Here is a 15833-nt window from a genome sequence, read left to right on the forward strand (position 1 = left end):
GCGACCCTCCAAACGAAGGGCCGCCTGCCTCAAAGAAACCCCACCCCGGAAACCTCGCGGTCCCAGGGCAACGGGGGCGGCCAGACAATCGCCTGGCCTCACAAGGCACTGGCTTTTGACACGCTGTTGAGTTCTCAAGAAACGGACACCCACCGCGCGGATCCCGCTCTCGCAGTCACCGCCCCGGGGCGACATTTCCACTTTACCAGATCCGACCGGGCTGTCAATTTCCCGTTCTTTTCTGGCATCCGCCCTTCCGGCACCGCTTTCGCGGCGTCTTCCAGGCGGCCGTGCTATTTCATCAGATCCGGCCCGATTGTCAAATTGGGCGGTTCCGATGCCACCGCGTCCACGGCACGCGACGGAGGCGGCGTGCGCCGCTTCCGTGGTGGAGGTCGTCGGTGGATACCCCCGGGCCGACCGCGCTCGGCGTTCGTTCCCCCGCGGGGCGAAGAGAACAGTATGCCCATGAGCAGTCCTCGTCAAACCAGTCCGCGCACACGGGCCGTCCGTGTCGGACCTCCGAGGCCGCTACCAGGGTGAATGCCCGAAAACCGTCCGGGTCACGGTTTGGCTACGTAGCCGCCGACGAACAGGACCCCCTCGGCGGCCACCCAGAAGAAGGCGGCGACGGTGAGGAGCCCGTCGAGCCGGTCGTCTCGGCGCCGCACCGCGGGCAGGGCCCAGGCGGCGACGGCGAGGGCGACGGCGAGGACCGCCAGGGGCACCGACAGCACCTCCGCCAGGTCGACGTCCGCCGCGCACTTCGGGTCGCGCTGCTCGCCCTCCCCGCAGAACGCCCGGACGCCCCACCCCCCGATCGTCGAGAAGACCCACAGTGCGGCCAGCGCGCAGTTGGCGATGGTCGGTATGGCAGGTGATATCCACCAACCGCTCGAACGTTCGGGCATGGCCTGCACGACCGTTAGTTACCTCGCTGCACCCCCGGCTCAAACCTCCATGCGCCGGGCTGTGCCGGCCCCGGGATCCGATCGCGATCACCGGGGCGGCTCCGGAGCGCGGCTCGTTCGCGGCGGCGGCGCGGCGTGCGGGGCGTCGCGCGTCAGGTGATGTCCTTGGACTCGTGCAGCGTCATGTCCATGGCGATCGCCGTGGTGAGCGCCATGGTCCGCAGCGGTTCGGGGACGGGGTCGTGGATCTCCACGGCGTACTTGTCGGCCGTCGTCAGCAGGTGCGTGGCCAGGCCCGCCCACTTCTTGCGCACGTGGGCGACCCGCTTGCCCTCGGTGTCGGTCACCACGAAGTCGGTGCGTCCGAGATCCACCGCGATCTCGCCGATCTTCGCGCCCTCTCCGTCGTGGATCTTGTAGCGGCGGCCGATGCGTTCGGTGCGGAACGAGCCGACGAGCTCTCCTTCGGGGCGTCGCACCTCGGTGAGCATCCGGCCGCGTTGCTTGTCGACGATCAGCAGGGGCTGCCCGTCGGGCGTGGTGAGCAGGACCGCCCGGGCGTCCAGTTCGGACTTGCCGGGGAACACCGAGCGGAGCGTGTCGACGGTGCTGCGCTCCCCGGTCTCGTCGGCCAGGGCCAGCAGGGTCCCCTCGCCGTCCATGACCTTGTACTTGGACCGGGCGAACGGGCCTCTGCGAGGCTGTTCGACTCTGAGCACCGAAGCGCTGAAGAAATCGCTCACCTGTCCTCCTGGCCTCGTCCGCGGACGCGGTGTCGGGGTGGCCGGCTCCGTCCGCCGTCTTCCCGCGCTGCCGCGGAGCCGATCCGCACGGCGGTACGGGCGGGACCCGGCACCGGTTCGGAGCGCGGCGGCGCTCCGGTGATCCTGCCAAGGCGGGACGGCGAGCGGAACCCCCCGGCGCGGAGCGAGCCGTGTCACGGCGACGGCGCGATCGACACCCCCGCTGTTATGGGACCGGTCGCGACGCGCGGGACGCCGTCCGGCGGCGGTCCCGGACGACGGTTCGACGGCCAGGGACGGTCGCGAACTCAGCTGAAGTAGTCCTTCTCCTCGTAGTGGATCAAGTCCATGGCGATCGCGGCCGCGACGACGAGGCAGTGCAGCGGGTACGCCAGCGGCCGGTAGATCGCCACGGCGTAGCGGTCGGCGGTGGTCAGGACCTCCTTGCCGACGCCCGCCCACTTCTTGTCGACCTGCGCGACGTGCGCGCCGTACGCGTCGTGCACCGCGAACTTGCGGCCGAGGCGGTTGCCCTTGAGGTCGCCGATGCGCAGGCCCGCGGCGTCCAGCAGGCCGTAGTGGAAAGTGTGGCGTTGCTGCTGGTACGCGCCGATGAGCGACCCGTCGGGGGCGTACACGGCGGCGTTCTGCGACCGCTTGGGCTTGTCGACGATCAGGAGCGGCGCTCCCTGCGGGTCGGTCACCCGCACGGTGCGCGCGGAGTCCCCCACGCCGCCCCAGAACACGCGCGCGGCCTGACGCCGGATCGAGACGTTCTCCTCCGACGCCTTGGCGACCAGCGTCCCGGGACCGTCGTAGATCGTGTACTGGGACTTGGCGGCGGGCAGGCGACGCGGCTGCTCGACGCGCAGGATCGTCGCGGCGAACAGACCGCTCACGGAGCGCGTGCCGGGGTAGGGCTCCGTCATGTGAGTACCTCCCGGTGACGTCCGGTCTCAACGCCTCATCGGATCAACGGCTCATCGGATCAACGGCTCATCGGATCAACGTCTCGGCGACGGCGGCGGTGCCGACGGGCGTCAACCGTAGCGACGGGCCGTCTGCGACCGCGTGTCCGGCGGCGCCCCGGACGGCTCCCGTCCCGGACCGCCGGCCTCGGGCGGGAGGAGCGCGGCCACGCAGTCCAGGACGCGCTCGAGCCCGTACTGGAAGCGCCGGTCGTCGTCCATGTGCGGCTGGACGGCGTCCCGGACGATGCGGGCGAACATGGGGTGCTCGCCGCTCTCCAGGATCTTGCGGACGTACGGCACGTTGCGCGTCATCCAGTCCTGGCGGCGCAGGCCGCTGCGGCGTTCCTCGTCCAGCCACACCATCTGTTCGCCGACGGCCTGATCGATGTAGCCGTTGAGCATCGTGTAGGCGAGGAGGATGTCGTCGATGGGCTGCCCGAAGTCCAGGACCTGGCAGCCGAACTCCACCAGCCGCAGCTGGTTGGGCCCGAAGCCCGGGCGCCGCCGCAGCCCGCACATCCAGGGGTGGCGCAGCAGCATGGCCCGCATCCGCTGCGCCAGGAGGGTGAGGTCGGCGCGCCAGTCGCCCGAGGGGCGCTCGGGCGTCTCCACCTCGCCGAGGACGTGGTCGGCCATCAGCTCGACGAGGTCGCTGCGGCTCGGCACGTACCGGTACAGCGACATGGCGCCTGTGCCGATCTCGGCGGCGATCCTGCGCATGGACGCCGCGTCCAGCCCTTCGGCGTCGGCGATGCGCACGGCCGCCTCGGTGATCTGCGCCCGGCTGTAGGCGGGCCGCGGACCCCGCGCCGGGCGTTCCGGCAGCATCCAGATGTTCGTGTGCTCGGCTTCCGCCACCGCCCCACCTCCTCCCCAAAGCCTAGGCGCGGTCGCGACGCTCCCCTGGTACGCGAAGAGGGGCGGTCCCGTGCCGGGATCGCCCCTCTCCAGGCGTACCGAGTCGTACGGCTAGGGACTCAGAAGTCCATGCCGCCGCCGTCGGGCATGCCCGCGGAAGCCTTCTCCTTCTCCGGCTTCTCGGCGATGACGGCCTCGGTGGTCAGGAACAGCGCCGCGATGGACGAGGCGTTCTGCAGCGCCGACCGGGTCACCTTGGCCGGGTCGATGATGCCCGCCTCGAACATGTTGACGTACTCGCCGGTCGCGGCGTTCAGGCCCTGGCCCGGCTCGAGCGAGCGGACCTTCTCGACCACGACGCCGCCCTCGAGGCCGGCGTTGACCGCGATCTGCTTGAGCGGCTCCTCCAGGGCGCGCTTGACGATGTTGGCGCCGGTGGCCTCGTCGCCGTTCAGCTCCAGCTTGTCGAACGCCTTGGCGCCGGCCTGCAGCAGCGCCACGCCGCCGCCGGGGACGATGCCCTCCTCGACGGCCGCCTTGGCGTTGCGGACGGCGTCCTCGATGCGGTGCTTGCGCTCCTTCAGCTCGACCTCGGTGGCCGCGCCGGCCTTGATGACCGCCACGCCGCCGGCCAGCTTGGCCAGCCGCTCCTGCAGCTTCTCGCGGTCGTAGTCGGAGTCGGTGTTCTCGATCTCGACCCGGATCTGGTTGACCCGGCCCGCGATCTCGTTGGCGTCGCCGGCACCGTCGACGATCGTCGTCTCCTCCTTGGTGACGACGACCTTGCGGGCGCGGCCCAGCATGTCGATGGTGGTGTTCTCCAGCTTCAGACCGACGTCCTCGCTGATGACCTGGCCGCCGGTCAGGGTGGCGATGTCGCCCAGCATGGCCTTGCGGCGGTCGCCGAAGCCGGGGGCCTTGACCGCCACCGACTTGAAGATGCCGCGGATCTTGTTGACGATCAGGGTGGCCAGGGCCTCGCCCTCGACGTCCTCGGCGATCAGCAGCAGCGGCTTGCCGGCCTGCATGACCGCCTCGAGGACCGGCAGCAGGTCCTTGTTGGCGGACACCTTGCCCTGAACGATCAGGATGTAGGGGTCCTCCAGGACCGCCTCCATGCGCTCAGGGTCGCTCACGAAGTAGTGCGAGATGTAGCCCTTGTCGAAGCGCATACCCTCGGTGAGCTCCAGCTCGAGCCCGAAGGTCTGGCTCTCCTCGACGGTGATGACGCCTTCCTTGCCGACCTTGTCCATCGCCTCGGCGATCATCTCGCCGATCTGGGTGTCGCCGGCGGAGATGGAGGCGGTGGAGGCGATCTGCTCCTTGGTCTCGACGTCCTTGGCGAGCTTGGACAGCTCCTCGCTGACCCGCTCGACCGCGGCCTCGATGCCGCGCTTGAGCGACATCGGGTTGGCGCCGGCGGCGACGTTGCGCAGGCCCTCGCGCACCAGGGCCTGGGCGAGCACGGTGGCGGTCGTGGTGCCGTCACCGGCCACGTCGTCGGTCTTCTTGGCGACCTCCTTGACCAGCTCGGCGCCGATCTTCTCCCAGGGGTCCTCCAGCTCGATCTCCTTGGCGATCGAGACACCGTCGTTGGTGATGGTGGGGGCGCCCCACTTCTTCTCCAGAACGACGTTGCGACCCTTGGGACCAAGGGTGACCTTGACGGCGTCCGCGAGCTGGTTCATACCGCGCTCGAGGCCGCGCCGGGCATCCTCGTCGAACGAGATCATCTTTGCAGCCATAGGCTCCAGTCCTCCCGGAACAGGGTGGCCTTACGGATCGAGCCGATGCCCGCGACGGACGACCTGCCCGACGGCTGCCATTCCGCCGCCGGAGGCATGGCCTCATCGCCCCGACCCACACTGTGGGATTGTCACTCTCCACAGTAGAGTGCCAACGACGTGTTTAGCACTCCACCCCGCCGAGTGCAAGCGACCGCAAACGGCGCCGAACAACGCCCCGTTTGCCCGCCGAACGTACTCTGACCTGCACTTTCGCGAGGTGACGGACGAGCGCGGGAGCGCCCTGCGCCACCCCTCGGCGGCCGCTCAGGGCCCGGCGTTCGCCCAGCGCTGACCTCAGCGCCACGTCGCCTCAGGGCCCGTACCCGATACCCCCGCACGGACACCTGCCCCCTCATTCCGCCGCTCCGAAACAACGCAGCCCGCCACCGCCGGGCCGCATGACGCGAACGCGAGGAAGGGACGCGACCTGCCGCACACGCCCGCCCTGACGGGCCGACAACAGGCCGTCACCCTCCTGGCCATGCGGACGCCAGAAGAAACGCACAGGCGCGGCGACGCCACGGTGCGACACCGCCTACGCTGCCTACGCTGAACGCTCACACCGCCTCAGCGTCCACGCCCCCATCGCAACAACGCTGAGGTGCAAAGAAGACGACACAATCGCGCCGTCGCCTGCTAGGCCAGAACGCCCTTCATTACTCCACCGCCGGAGCGCGAGCGGTCGAACATCGCCCTCGGACATCGCCCTCGAAGCGGGCCTGCTCGATAGTCGGCGGCCACGAACACGATGCGAGGCCGACCACCATGTCCAGACACTCGTTGAAGCGGCCCCGCGCCTCGCCGAGGTCGAGCCCCGAAGTTGTCGAACTCGATGCTCTGGTAGCCGTGGTGGACGCAGGACGGCTTCGAGTACAAGGGGCGCTACCACCGGACCAAGCGCCCGCTGGCGTTGACGCCGCGTCCGCTGCAGAAGCCGCACGCCGCTGCACGTCACTTCAAGCTTCACCCGCGTAGGGGGGCAGCCAGGGTGGTTTCGCCGTCGCGCGATGCCGCTGCAGTGCGTGCGCATCGTAGCTCGCGCCCGGAAACGGCGCGGTCGCACCCGAGACGCGTCACCGTGCCCACGAGGCACGCGGCATCACAACGCTGCGATCTTCTCGTCTCGCGGACGGCCGGTGTCTTCTCAACCGTTCACCGGACTGTCCGGGACCAAGGGGCGGCGGCGCTCGGGCCGCTACGCGGGCGACACCCGGACGCCCTGAGCACGCGGTGTGGGCGCCGGTCACCGGGCGGCCGCGCCAGTCCGCGCATCCTGTCAACGCCTCGCCGGCAGCCGCTCGCCGGCAATCGCCAGGTCGCGCTGCCGTCCGACCATGGCCTTCGGCGGGCTCTCCGTTCGTCCGGCCATTCGTTCCGTCGGCGCGGGAGACGCACGTTCACCAGGACCCCCGCGGGAGGGCGTTTCGCCGGGCGATGGCGCTGAAGCGTGTGGGTAGCGGGCTCGTGTGCGGAGAAAGGTGTGGCCCGCCGGCCGAGGTTCGGCTCGGGCGGCGGGCCGGTGAGGGTGAGGTCAGCCGCCCGCGACGGCCGGGATGATGGAGATCTGGGTGCCCTCGGGGGTCGGGGTGTCCAGGCCCTGGGCGAACCGGACGTCCTCGTCGCCCACGTACACGTTCACGAAGCGGCGGATGGCGCCCTTGTCGTCCAGGATGCGCGCGGAGATCCCGGAGTAGTTGGCCTCCAGGTCGGCGACGACCGCGCGCAGCGTGGCGCCCTCGGCCTTGACCTCCGCCTCGCCGCCGGTGTAGCTCCGCAGGATCGTCGGGATCCGCACGGACACGGTGCTCATGGTGGCTCCTCGAAGTGCTCGGGTCGTACGACGGGACGCGGGGCCGGTCAGGCCAGACCCGCGGCGCGGAACGCCTCCAGGGTGGGGGCGATGTTCGCGGTCGGGGCGACGACAGGGGCGACGGCGTCCAGGGTCTTCAGCCCGTCCCCGGAGTTGATGATCACGGTCTCGGCCTCGGGGTCGAGGGCGCCGGTCTCGGTCAGCTTCCGCAGGGTGGCGACGGTGACGCCGCCCGCGGTCTCGCCGAAGACGCCCTCGGTGCGGGCCAGCAGCCGGATGCCCTCGACGACCTGCTCGTCGCTGACGTCCTCCACCGCGCCGCCGGTGCGGCGCACCACGTCGAGCACGTAGGGGCCGTCGGCCGGGTTGCCGATGGCCAGCGACTTGGCGATGGTGTCGGGCTTGACCGGCCGGACGACGTCGTGGCCCTGCTTGAACGCGGCCGCCACCGGCGAGCACCCGGTGGCCTGGGCGCCGAACACCCGGTACGGCTTGTCCTCGACCAGGCCCAGCTTGATCAGCTCCTGGAACGCCTTGTCGATCTTGGTGAGCTGGGAGCCGGAGGCGACCGGGATCACGATCTGGTCGGGCAGCCGCCAGCCGAGCTGCTCGGCGATCTCGTAGCCCAGGGTCTTGGAGCCCTCGGCGTAGTAGGGGCGCACGTTGACGTTGACGAACGCCCAGTCCTCCTGCTCGCCGGCGATCTCGGAGGCCAGCCGGTTGACGTCGTCGTAGTTGCCGTCGACGGTGACGAACGTGCCGCCGTACACCGCCGTGGTGAGGATCTTCTGCTGCTCCAGGTCGGACGGGACGAACACCGCGCTGCGGATGCCCGCCCGGGCCGCGGCCGCCGCCACCGCGTTGGCCAGGTTGCCGGTGGACGGGCAGGCCAGCACCTTGAAGCCGAGCTCGCGGGCGGCGGCCAGCGCGACCGCGACCACGCGGTCCTTGAACGAGTGCGTCGGGTTGCCGCTGTCGTCCTTGACCCACAGCCGCCGCAGGCCCAGCGCCTCGGCGAGCTGGTCGGCGCGGACCAGGCGGGTCAGGCCGGGCTCGGTGTTGGGCGTCTCGGCCACGGCGGCCGGCACCGGCAGCAGCCCGCGGTAGCGCCAGATGTTGCGCGGCCCGGCCTCGATGCCGGCGCGGGAGACGTCCCCGAAGTCGTAGGCGATCTCCAGCGGGCCGAAACACTCCTCGCAGGCGTAGAACGGGCCGAGGTCGCGGGTGTGGCCGCATTCGCGGCAGGTGAGAGCGGTCGCCGGTCCGAGATCGACGGCAGGCGTCACAGCCATGTAGCGAGGCCTTTCTCCCCATCTTTCCTGCGCCACCTTGGTCGCAGGCCGGAGTTGGCACCATTTCCCGGCCGGCCTCGCAGGATCGCGAGCGCGGACGAACCGGGTGGTTGCCGGGGCTTCACAGGGCCGGTCCCTCCACCCCTCTGGATGAGCGTTGTTCAGTTGTCGCGTCGGTCGACGTGTCGCCGCGTCCGCCCACTGGGAACGTTCCTTCGCCGGACGTTCCGCATGAGCGGTATCACGTCGTATGCGCGACTTTACATGATCTGACCGGTTAGCGGACAGGTCGGTCTCGCACTGTGAGACATTACCCGCGCCGCCGCCGGATCACTCGGCGGCGGGCCGGGCGGCCGGACGAAATCGGGCTGTGCGCGGCTCCAGGCCGACGCATCGCGTTGAGGCGGCCCGTGAACTCGTCCGAACAGGCGCCGTGAAAGGACGCGGGCGTCGGGCGGTCGGGCATGCGCCGTCCCGCGATTGAACTACAGGAAGCGCTGGTCAAAGGGGTCTCCCCTATCCCGAAGGTCACTTTGATGCTCCCACTGAGCACCTGAGACCCTGCCCGTATGAGCCAAGTGCTGGTCGCGTCCAACCGCGGCCCGGTGTCGTTCTCCTTCTCCGGCGACGGCGCGCTCATCCCGCGCCGCGGCGGGGGCGGCCTGGTGTCGGCGCTGGCCGCGATGACGGGCGACGTCCGGAATCCGGACGTGCTGTGGGTGTGCGCGGCGCTCGGCGACGCGGACCGTTCGGCCGCCCGGCGCGCCCCCGGCGGCAGGCTGGGCCTGGACGGCCACGACACCGGCGGCGCGGCCGTGCGCATGCTCGACATACCGGCGGCCACATTCCACCGGGCCTACAACGCCGTGGCGAACGCGACGCTGTGGTTCGTCCACCACCTGATGTACGACACGCCCCGCGCCCCGCACTTCGACGCGCGGACTCGGCGCGACTGGCAGTCCTACGAGGCCTACAACGCGGCGTTCGCCGACGCCCTGGCACGCGACGCCGCCCCCGGCGCCAAGGTTGCGATCCAGGACTACCACCTGTCGCTGGCGCCGCGCATGCTGCGCGACCGCCGCCCCGACCTGAGGATCGTGCACTTCTCGCACACGCCGTGGGCGCCCCCCGAGTACTTCCGGCTGCTGCCCGACGACATCGGCGCGGCGGTGCTGGACGGCATCCTCGGCGCCGACCACGCCGGCTTCCTCGCCGAACGGTGGGCGGCGGCGTTCCTGGACTGCTGCGAGCCGCTGCCGGGCGCGCGGGTCGACCGCGCGGCCCGGACCGTCACACGCGCCGGGCACGTCACGCGAGTCGGGGTGCACCCGCTCGGCGTCGACGGGGACGCGCTGCGGGCGCGCGCCGCCGAGCCGGACGTGGCCGAACGCCGGCGGGCGCTGCGCGAGCGGGTCGGCGACCGCCGGCTGATCCTGCGGGTCGACCGGACCGAGCCGTCCAAGAACATCGTGCGCGGCCTCGCCGCCTACCGGGAGCTGCTGGCCCGCCATCCCGAGTGGCACGGCCGCGTGGTGCACCTGGCGTTCGCGTACCCGTCGCGGCACGACCTGCACGAGTACCGCGAGTACACCGCGCAGGTGCGGCGGCTGGCCGGGCAGATCGCCGACGAGTACGGCACCGCGGCGTGGGAGCCGCTGATCCTGGAGGTCGAGGACGACCATCCGCGGTCGCTGGCCGCCTACGGGCTGGCCGACGTGCTGGTGGTCAACCCGATCCGCGACGGCATGAACCTGGTCGCCAAGGAGGGGCCGGTGCTGTCGGAGCGCGGCTGCGCGCTGGTGCTGTCGCGGGAGGCGGGCGCGGCGGCCGAGCTGGCGGACGACGCGCTGACGGTCAACCCGTACGACGTGTCGCAGACCGCCGAGGCGCTGCACCGGGCCCTGCTGATGCCGCCCGACCGCCGCGCCGAACGCTGCGCGCGCCTGGCCGCCGCGGCCACCGCGCTGCCGCCGCGCCGCTGGTTCGCCGAGCAGCTGGCCGCCCTCGACTGACGCCCCGGCTCCCTCGAGGCCGCGGCACCGGCGGCGGCGCGGCGGCCGTCCTCAGCGCCCCGAGTGGCCGCTGCGCGCCGGCTCGCCGCACCGTTCGGCCAGGGGAACGGAAGCGAGCGGGGACTCCGTGCTGACGGACTGCGACGGGGGCTCGACGATGAGCGGAGCGGGCCCGGTGTGCTCGGTGGTGAGCAGCGACACGACCGGATTGGGCTCGTTGCGCGTCCGCCAGCGCTCCCGAATCCGCTGCTTGGTCTGCGACATGCGGCGGTGGGCGCTGACCTTGGCGAGCCGGGCGAGCTGTCCGCGCGTGGGGCGGGGCGCGCCGCTCGGCTCGTAGCCGTACTCGGCGAGCCGCTCTCCGAACGCCGCCTCGGCCAGGCCGATCTCCCACGGCTCCAGCCGCCGCGCCCAAGAGCCCACGCGACCGCTGTCGACGGCGCCGTGCGTGCGGCGGTGCCATTTCTTGCTCGGCGGGACGGTCTTGCGCGCGAGCCTGTGCGGCTCGGTCATGGCGGGGTCGTACTCCTCGCCGAGGAACGCGCACAGCCGCATCAGCTCGTCGGCGGGGTCGGCGACGAGCCGTTCGTACTGCAGCTCGTAGTAGGTGTCGGGGCCGAGCTCGGCGGCGTAGCGGCGGCCGAGGTCGATCGCCTCCCGCCAGAGGCAGATCGCGTGGTAGATGTCCTGCTTGTACCAGGGCATCTCGCGGAGCGAGGCCACGCAGTCGCGGCCGTCGCGGACGACGTGGATGAACTGCGCGTCGGGGAACATGCGCAGCAGCGGGCCGACGTACCGGAAGTAGCTGGGCCGCTTGTCGCCCCAGCGCACCCGGTCGAAGCGGCGCGCGTACGCGCGGAACACGGTGGCCAGCACCGAGCCCAGCGTGGGGGGACTGTCGACGATCTCCTCGACGGTCCGGTCGGGGTCCAGGCCGAGCGCGGCGAACTTGGTGCCCTCGCCGGTGGTGATCCACTCGCCGAGGGCCCGTCTGTTCTCGCCGTCCCGGAGGTCACCGAATTCGCACCGTGACGTCCATGCCGGGATGACGAACCGCGTCTCGGCGGGGACGGCGATCCGGTGATGCGAGTGCAGCATCAGCTGCAGCAGCGTCGTCCCCGACCGTGGACACCCGATGACGAAGATCGGGCGGTCAGTGTGGGCAAACATGCTCGGGATGCTGGCCGACGCCCCCGCCGCGCATCGCGCGTCTAGGCGCACGCTTGCCGAGGCATTACGAATGCTTGGCGATGCCTGACCGCCGGATTCCGCCGCCTGTAGACATTCCGGCGGAACGGTCCGTTCCGGGCCCCGGCTCAGCGCGGCGGCCGCGGACGGCCGACGAGGACGCGCCGACGCGGCTCGGCGGACGGGTCAGGTGTAGGACTCGCCGAGGGTCTGGCGGACCTGCTTGCGCGCCTCGTGGATGCGGGACTTGACCGTGCCGAGCGGCAGCTGGAGCTGCTCGGCGATCTCGGCGTACTCCAGCTGGGAGACGTCCCGCAGGACCAGCGCCTGGATCAGGTCGGGCTTGCGGGCCTCCAGCTCCTCCATGGCGTCGAGGATGTCCACCCGGGAGCCGGCGATGACGCTGGTGCGGCGCGGGTCGGGGCGCTGCTGCGGCAGCTCGCCGGCCTGCTCCAGCGAGCGGCGCTTGAGCGAGCGGTAGGTGGAACGGGCGGAGTTGGCGACCACCACGTGCAGCCACGTGCTGAAGCGGGAGCGCCCCTCGAACCGCTGGATGTTGCGGGCGACCTGCAGCAGCGCGTCCTGGCAGGCCTCCTCGGCGTCCTGGCGGCAGGGCAGGAACCGGGAGCAGTGGCGCAGCACGTCGGGCTCGATGGTGCGAAGGAGCTCGTCCAGCGCCGCCCGGTCGCCTTGGGCCGCCTTGACGGCCAGCTGCTCGGTCCTGTCGTCAAGTGCCATCGCCGCGCCTCAGCTCGCTCGCACACCCCGTTCGTTGGGCATGATACGGGAGTGTCCTTTCCACCTACTGTCGGTCGTTACCGAATCGAGCGGGTCCTCGGATCCGGGGCGTTCGCCTCAGTGTGGCTGGGGCACGACGAGGCGCTGGACGCGCAGGTCGCCATCAAGGTGCTGTCCGGAAGCCTCATCGACGACCTCGACGTGCGCAATCGCTTCCTGGAGGAGGCGCGGATCCTGCGCCGCGCCGATTCCGAGCGGCTCGTGCGCGTCCACGACATCGGGGAGCTCGAGGACGGACGTCCGTATTTCGTGATGTCCTACGCCGATCGCGGCACCCTCGCCGACCGGATGCGGGAACGGCCACTTCCGGTCAATCAGGCCCTTGCCTACGCCGAGGAGATCGCCTATGGCGTGAAGGTCCTCAACGAGCTGGGCGTCATCCACCGCGACCTCAAGCCCTCCAACGTGCTGTTCCAGTCCACGAGCGGCGGGCGGGAGCGGCTGCTGATCGCCGACCTCGGCCTGGCCAAGGCGCTGGCGCACGCCTCGGGCGCCTTCACGCTGCCGGTGGGCACGCCGGGGTACATGTCGCCCGAGCAGGCGCGCTTCGGCGGGGGCCTGGACGTGCGGGCCGACGTGTACGGGCTGGGCGCCCTGACGTACCACATGATCACCGGACGCCCCCCGGGACCGGCGCCCGTCAAGACGCCGCCCAGCGCGCTGCGCGAGGGGCTGTCGCCCGCGTTCGACGAGGTGATCCTGCGCGCGCTGGAGGTCGATCGGGAGAAGCGCTACCCGACGGCCGAGGCGTTCGCCGAGGCGCTCGCGACCCTACGGCCGACCTCACCGCCCCCCGCTCCCGGCGGGGCGCACGGACAGGACGCGTCCCCCGCCGCCCCCGAGGGCGAGACCGCCGAGCCCTCCGCCGCTCCCGCGAGCGGAAGTGGGGCGACGCCGCCCGACCAGGCTTCGTCATCCGCCGCTTCGTCATCCGCCGCTCCGTCATCCGCCGCTTCGTCTGCGCAGCCCGCCGCGGCGTCCTCGCCGCAGAACCCGGCGTCGTCCGCCCCCGCGTCTTCGCAGTCGGCACCGCCGTCCTCGCCGCCGGATCCGACGCCGACCGCGGTGGACGAGCCCTTGAGCACCTTCAACGCCGACGTCACGGTCAGCGACACGCCCCACCCCGGCCAAGCCCAGCCGCCTTATTCGCAGGGTCCGGGGCGCGGCCTCCCGGAGGACGTCGATTCCACCCGCCTGGACTGGGGGAGCAGCGCTCCGTCCCAGCAGGGCCAGGGTGACGGCATGGAGGCGGTCACGATCGTCGATCCCCCGGGCGGCCGCCCCGGCACCGTTCCGTTCGGCGCGCCCCCGGCGCCCGGTCCGCCCGCCCAGCACGGGCCGCAGGGCGGGCCGCCTCCCGGCACGCCGCGGACCGACGACCGCACGGTGGCGCTGCCCGTGCCGCCGCAGGGGCCCCAAGGCCCGGGGCAGGCCGGTTCGCCCGACCTGGAGAAGACCGCGGCGCTCACGCCGCCGCCGCAGGGCGGGCCGTATCCGGGGCCGGGGCAGCAGCCGCACCCCTTCGGCTTCCCGCCCGCCCAGCAGGGTCAGGGACGTCTGGGGCGGCTGAGGAAGTCGCTGCTGCCGGGAGGCTCGAAGCAGGCCGGCGGCGGGACCGGGTCGCCGGCCAAGAAGATCCCCGCGCCGATGGTCTTCGCCGTGGTGCTGCTGTGCGCGGCGGTCGCCGGCGGCCTGGCGTTGGGCACGCTGTTCAACGACGACAAGGACGACAAGCCGGACAAGCCGCCTCTCCCGCAGGACTTCGTCCAGGTGGCGGACGCGTCCGGCAAGATCCGGGCGGCGGTGCCGCGGGCCTGGACGGTGGACCGGCAGGAGCCCACCTGGGTGCCCAGCACGGTCGCGCTGAACGACGCCCAGGCCCGGCCGGTGCTGCGCGCCACCCCGAATGTGGCGCAGTTCAAAGGCGACGGGACCGCGCCGGGGGTGTTCATCGGCCTGACCAAAGACGTCGCCCAGGGCAAGCTCCCGCCGCCGGGGGTGACGGGCCACCGCACCTGCACCCGGGCGGGCACGCAGAACTACACCTCTCCCGACAAGACCCTGACCGGCACGATCACGCGGTTCACCGGCTGCCGGGTCGGCACCCCGTCGGTCACCGAGGTCGGCCTGCGCGACAGCCGCGGCGCCTTCGGCGTGTGGATCCGCATCAAGGAGAACGACAACCGCGACCTGACCAAGACCATCCTCGACAACCTCAAGCTGACGGCGCCCTGAGCCGGGCCGCGGCGGCGTCGTCCGGGACGCGCACGTGCTCGGGACGCGGCCCGTACCCCACCATCCGGGCCGCCAGCCGCGGCAGCACCGGCAGCGACGGAAGCGTCCGCGCCAGCCGCAGCACGCCCGGCTGCTCACCGCGCAGCGTCGGTCGGACCAGCAGGTTCTGCAGCGCGATCTGGACGCGCTGCACGACGGCGGTGGGCCGGGCGCGGCGGCGCTGCACGGCGGCCAGGTCGCCGGACGTGACCGCCCCCCGCCGCAGCGGCTCGTACAGCAGGTTGGCGGCGGCGACGGCGTCCTGGACGGCAAGGTTGATGCCCACCCCGCCGATCGGCGACATCGCGTGCGCCGCGTCCCCGATGCACAGCAGGCCCGGCCGGTGCCAGCGCCGCAGCCGGTCGACGCGCACGTCGAGGACCCGCACCGCGTCCAGGTCGAGGCCGTCGATCCGGTCGGCGAGGAAGGGCAGCAGGTCGACGACCTGGCGGCGCAGCTCCGCCGCGCCCGCCGCGCGCACCCGCTCGTACCCGCCCTTGGGCAGCAGGTAGCCCATCTGCCAGTAGGACGTGCGGTTGATCACCGCCATCAGGCGGCCGGCGGAGATGCGCAGGAACGAGTCGTCGCGGTCGGCGTCGCGGCGGGGCATCCGGAACCAGGCCACGTCCATGGGCGCGCCGAACTCGCGCAGCCGCAGCCCGGAGGCCCGGCGCAGCGTGGAGTGGCGGCCGTCGGCGGCGACGGTGAGCAGCGCGCGGATCCGGTGCTCGGCGCCGTCGGCGTCGCGGTAGCGCACGCCGGCGACGCGGTCGCCGTCGCGCAGCAGGCCGGTCGCCTCGGCGTTCATCAGCAGCGTGAAGCCGGGCAGCCGGGCGGCCTCCTCCGCGAGCATGGCGAGGAAGTCCCACTGCGGGACCATCGCGATGTACGGGTGGCGTCCCGGCAGCGTGCGCAGGTCGACCAGGCGCCGTTCGCCGTCGTCGGCGACCATGGTCAGCCGGTCGATCTTGCGGTGCGGCAGCGCCGCGAACCGGGCGCCGAGGCCCGCCTCGTCCAGCACGTCCAGCGTGGACGGGTGGACGGTGTCGCCGCGGAAGTCCCGCAGGAAGTCGCCGTGCTTCTCCAGGACGACCACGTCGACGCCCGCGCGGGCCAGGAGCAGGCCGAGGACCATGCCGGCGGGCCCTCCGCCCGCGACGCAGCAGGTGGTGTTCGTGTCCATGGCTCC

Annotated in this window: 12 protein-coding genes and 1 riboswitch; of the genes, 2 read left to right on the forward strand and 10 right to left on the reverse strand. The window is 72.0% G+C overall.

What is annotated here, in order from left to right:
* Nucleotides 1-563: 563 nt before the first annotated feature.
* The 7 genes from AR3_RS21750 to thrC form a co-directional block, all read right to left on the reverse strand.
* Complete coding sequence (locus tag AR3_RS21750) at nt 564-911, reverse strand: hypothetical protein (protein WP_146150397.1); 348 nt, start codon at nt 909-911, stop codon at nt 564-566.
* A gap of 152 nt (nt 912-1063) precedes the next feature.
* On the reverse strand, nt 1064-1654 hold the full coding sequence (locus AR3_RS21755) for a phospholipid scramblase-related protein (RefSeq protein WP_067916334.1): 591 nt from the start codon (nt 1652-1654) through the stop codon (nt 1064-1066).
* Nucleotides 1655-1962: 308 nt separating this feature from the next.
* Nucleotides 1963-2583 (reverse strand): LURP-one-related family protein, encoded by a 621-nt coding sequence (locus AR3_RS21760; RefSeq protein WP_067916336.1) that lies wholly within the window; start codon nt 2581-2583, stop codon nt 1963-1965.
* 111 nt (nt 2584-2694) lie between these two features.
* Nucleotides 2695-3483 (reverse strand): TetR/AcrR family transcriptional regulator, encoded by a 789-nt coding sequence (locus tag AR3_RS21765; RefSeq protein ID WP_067916338.1) that lies wholly within the window; start codon nt 3481-3483, stop codon nt 2695-2697.
* Between the two features lie 119 nt (nt 3484-3602).
* Nucleotides 3603-5228, reverse strand: a complete 1626-nt coding sequence (gene groL / locus AR3_RS21770) for a chaperonin GroEL (protein WP_067916340.1) — start codon at nt 5226-5228, stop codon at nt 3603-3605.
* 1573 nt (nt 5229-6801) lie between these two features.
* Nucleotides 6802-7080 carry a MoaD/ThiS family protein gene (locus tag AR3_RS21775; RefSeq protein WP_067916342.1) on the reverse strand — a complete coding sequence of 93 codons (279 nt, stop codon included), beginning with the start codon at nt 7078-7080 and terminating at the stop codon, nt 6802-6804.
* A gap of 47 nt (nt 7081-7127) precedes the next feature.
* Nucleotides 7128-8372, reverse strand: coding sequence for a threonine synthase (thrC, locus tag AR3_RS21780; protein ID WP_067916344.1), 1245 nt, complete (start codon nt 8370-8372; stop codon nt 7128-7130).
* A 15-nt stretch (nt 8373-8387) separates the two neighbouring features.
* Nucleotides 8388-8529, reverse strand: a riboswitch (SAM riboswitch).
* Nucleotides 8530-8941: 412 nt separating this feature from the next.
* Between thrC and AR3_RS21785 the strand changes: the two genes are divergently transcribed.
* On the forward strand, nt 8942-10384 hold the full coding sequence (locus tag AR3_RS21785) for an alpha,alpha-trehalose-phosphate synthase (UDP-forming) (protein WP_067916346.1): 1443 nt from the start codon (nt 8942-8944) through the stop codon (nt 10382-10384).
* Nucleotides 10385-10435: 51 nt separating this feature from the next.
* Here AR3_RS21785 and AR3_RS21790 read toward each other — a convergent pair whose 3' ends face one another.
* Together AR3_RS21790 and AR3_RS21795 are read right to left on the reverse strand one after the other, a co-directional pair.
* Nucleotides 10436-11554 (reverse strand): sulfotransferase family protein, encoded by a 1119-nt coding sequence (locus AR3_RS21790; protein ID WP_083951764.1) that lies wholly within the window; start codon nt 11552-11554, stop codon nt 10436-10438.
* A 204-nt stretch (nt 11555-11758) separates the two neighbouring features.
* Nucleotides 11759-12310, reverse strand: a complete 552-nt coding sequence (locus AR3_RS21795) for an RNA polymerase sigma factor (protein WP_067916348.1) — start codon at nt 12308-12310, stop codon at nt 11759-11761.
* A gap of 120 nt (nt 12311-12430) precedes the next feature.
* On the opposite strand from AR3_RS21795, the gene AR3_RS32340 reads away from it, so the two are divergent.
* Nucleotides 12431-14605: a serine/threonine-protein kinase gene (locus tag AR3_RS32340; RefSeq protein WP_245637917.1), complete on the forward strand. Its 2175-nt coding sequence runs from the start codon at nt 12431-12433 to the stop codon at nt 14603-14605.
* On the opposite strand, the gene AR3_RS21805 is transcribed toward AR3_RS32340, so the two are convergent.
* The gene (locus AR3_RS21805; RefSeq protein WP_067916353.1) at nt 14586-15827 is read right to left on the reverse strand and encodes an FAD-dependent oxidoreductase; all 1242 of its coding nucleotides are present in this window, start codon (nt 15825-15827) and stop codon (nt 14586-14588) included. The genes AR3_RS32340 and AR3_RS21805 overlap by 20 nt on opposite strands.
* Between the last annotated feature and the right edge of the window lie 6 nt (nt 15828-15833).

It is taken from the genome of Actinomadura rubrobrunea NBRC 15275 (assembly GCF_001552235.1).
In the GTDB taxonomy this organism is placed as follows: domain Bacteria; phylum Actinomycetota; class Actinomycetes; order Streptosporangiales; family Streptosporangiaceae; genus Spirillospora; species Spirillospora viridilutea.